The following is a 2,411-nucleotide window of genomic DNA, read 5'->3' on the forward strand; positions in this document are numbered from 1 at the left end:
GACGCCGCCGGCCGGCTCGCCAACCTGGACGGGGCCCTGGAGCTACGGCCCGGAGCGGCCGCGCTGCTCCCGGCGTCCGGACGGCTGCTGGTGGTGGACGACGTGACGACCACGGGCGCTTCCGTCGCCGAGGCGGCCCGGGTACTGAGAACGGCCGCCGAAAGGAAGGGAACAGGCGTTCCCTTTGCCGCGGCGGTGGTCGCTGCATCACCAGGATTCTTCGTTTGAAACCGGAACCGATTGAAATTCTTCGAATGTCGGGAGTTGGTTGAAGCGGTCAACCGAACTGGCGGTGAGCTGCGGATATGGACAGGGTTAATTCACCGGAACGGAGGTAAGTGGCGTTAACGGGTGACGACATCGCGCCGGGCGAGATATGTTCGGTAGTGAGGGAAAAGGCGCAGGCCATGCCCCTCTTGTCGCAATGCCGAGCCACGGGATTTCCTACCCGTCCCGGCCCTCCCCGGGATGGGTGACGCACCCGTGGGGGAGGAGGAGGTGGAGTCACCGAGTCCGAGGTTCCGGTGGTCATCCGGAACCTGGTGCGATTGGGAGAGGTTCCGCCGGTGAGGCGGGCGATCCGGGAACGGAGTTCTGCGTGGACATCGTCGTCAAGGGCCGCAAGACCGAGGTGCCCGAGCGGTTCCGTAAGCACGTGGCCGAGAAGCTGAACCTGGAGAAGATCCAGAAGCTCGACGGCAAGGTGATGAGCCTCGACGTCGAGGTGTCCAAGGAGCACAACCCGCGGCAGGCCGACCGCAAGGACCGGGTCGAGATCACGCTCCGCTCCCGCGGCCCGGTGATCCGCGCGGAGGCGTCGGCCGCCGACCCGTACGCCGCGCTCGACCTGGCGGCGGAGAAGCTGAGCGCGCGGCTGCGCAAGCAGCACGACAAGCGCTACACGCGGCGCGGTGTGGGCCGGGTCCCGGCCGCCGAGGTGGCCAGCCACGTGCCGGACGCCGCGACCCTGGACGCCAACGGCGCGGTGGTGCCGTCCTACGAGGAGACGGAGGCGGTGCCGACCAAGCGGATCGGCTCCCTGGAGATCCAGGGCGAAGGCCCCCTCGTGGTCCGCGAGAAGAACCACGTGGCCGCCCCGATGAGCCTCGACCAGGCGCTCTACGAGATGGAGCTGGTCGGCCACGACTTCTACCTCTTCGTGGACTCCGAGACGAAGGAGCCCAGTGTCGTCTACCGGCGGCACGCCTACGACTACGGCGTGATCCACCTGCGCACCGACCCGATGGTGGTCAACGGCGAGCCCTCCCCGGACGCGGGCGGGACGCTCGGCGGCTGACGTCCGCAGGTGCCGGTGGTGCCCCTGGTGGTGCGTGCGAATGCGCCCTCAGGGGCACCGTTATGCGCCCCTGTGCGACCGGGCGCGGTGCTGCGGTCGGCTCATCGCCGGTCCGGGCATGGAATCATGGCCACACGGCCCAACGGGCTGTTCACCGCCGCGTGTTGACCGGCGGCGGGGAGGAACAGGCCTCAGCCTCATGGGGGAGGAACGATGGCGGACACCTTCGGACCGATGCGGGACGGGGGCGCCGGCGACAGCATGCCCGGCACCGAGCCGGCCGCGGCCGGAGGGCGCGAGGAGCCCATCCGGGTCCTGGTGGTGGACGACCACGCGCTCTTCCGGCGGGGCCTGGAGATCGTGCTGGCCGCCGAGGAGGACATCCAGGTGGTCGGCGAGGCCGGTGACGGCGCGGAGGCCGTGGACAAGGCGGCCGACCTGCTTCCCGACATCGTCCTGATGGACGTCCGCATGCCGCGCCGCGGCGGTATCGAGGCCTGCACCTCCATCAAGGAGGTCGCCCCCAGCGCCAAGATCATCATGCTGACGATAAGCGACGAGGAGGCCGACCTCTACGACGCCATCAAGGCCGGCGCCACGGGCTATCTCCTCAAGGAGATCTCCACCGACGAGGTGTCCACCGCGATCCGCGCGGTCGCCGACGGTCAGTCCCAGATCAGCCCCTCGATGGCGTCCAAGCTGCTCACCGAGTTCAAGTCGATGATCCAGCGCACCGACGAGCGGCGGCTGGTGCCGGCGCCCCGGCTCACCGACCGTGAGCTGGAGGTCCTCAAGCTGGTCGCCACCGGGATGAACAACCGGGACATCGCCAAGGAGCTGTTCATCTCCGAGAACACCGTGAAGAACCACGTGCGCAACATCCTGGAGAAGCTTCAGCTGCACTCCAGGATGGAGGCCGTGGTCTACGCGATGCGGGAGAAGATCCTCGAGATCCGCTGACCCCGGGTTCGCCGGCCCGGTCCCGGTCCCGCCCCTGTCCGAGGTCCCGCCCGCGCCTCGCTCCGCCCGCGGGCGCGGCTCAGACCCGCTCCGGCTCGCTCAGGCCGTGAGGGCGGCCAGCTCGGCGACCAGGGCGTCGCGCAGTTCCGGCGGG

General features: G+C 69.4%; 2 protein-coding genes and 1 pseudogene. All 3 read left to right on the top strand.

What is annotated here, in order from left to right:
* Positions 1-228: pseudogene (locus HW445_RS32905) on the top strand (ComF family protein); the annotation flags it as partial.
* A gap of 370 nt (positions 229-598) precedes the next feature.
* On the top strand, positions 599-1,297 hold the full coding sequence (gene hpf, locus HW445_RS26955; RefSeq protein WP_374939703.1) for a ribosome hibernation-promoting factor, HPF/YfiA family: 699 nt from the start codon (positions 599-601) through the stop codon (positions 1,295-1,297).
* A gap of 213 nt (positions 1,298-1,510) precedes the next feature.
* Positions 1,511-2,257: a response regulator transcription factor gene (locus tag HW445_RS26960; protein ID WP_151775172.1), complete on the top strand. Its 747-nt coding sequence runs from the start codon at positions 1,511-1,513 to the stop codon at positions 2,255-2,257.
* The last annotated feature ends 154 nt before the right edge of the window (positions 2,258-2,411 follow it).

Origin of the sequence: Streptomyces sp. UH6 (genome assembly GCF_013421635.1) — a bacterium.
Lineage (GTDB): Bacteria > Actinomycetota > Actinomycetes > Streptomycetales > Streptomycetaceae > Streptomyces > Streptomyces abyssomicinicus.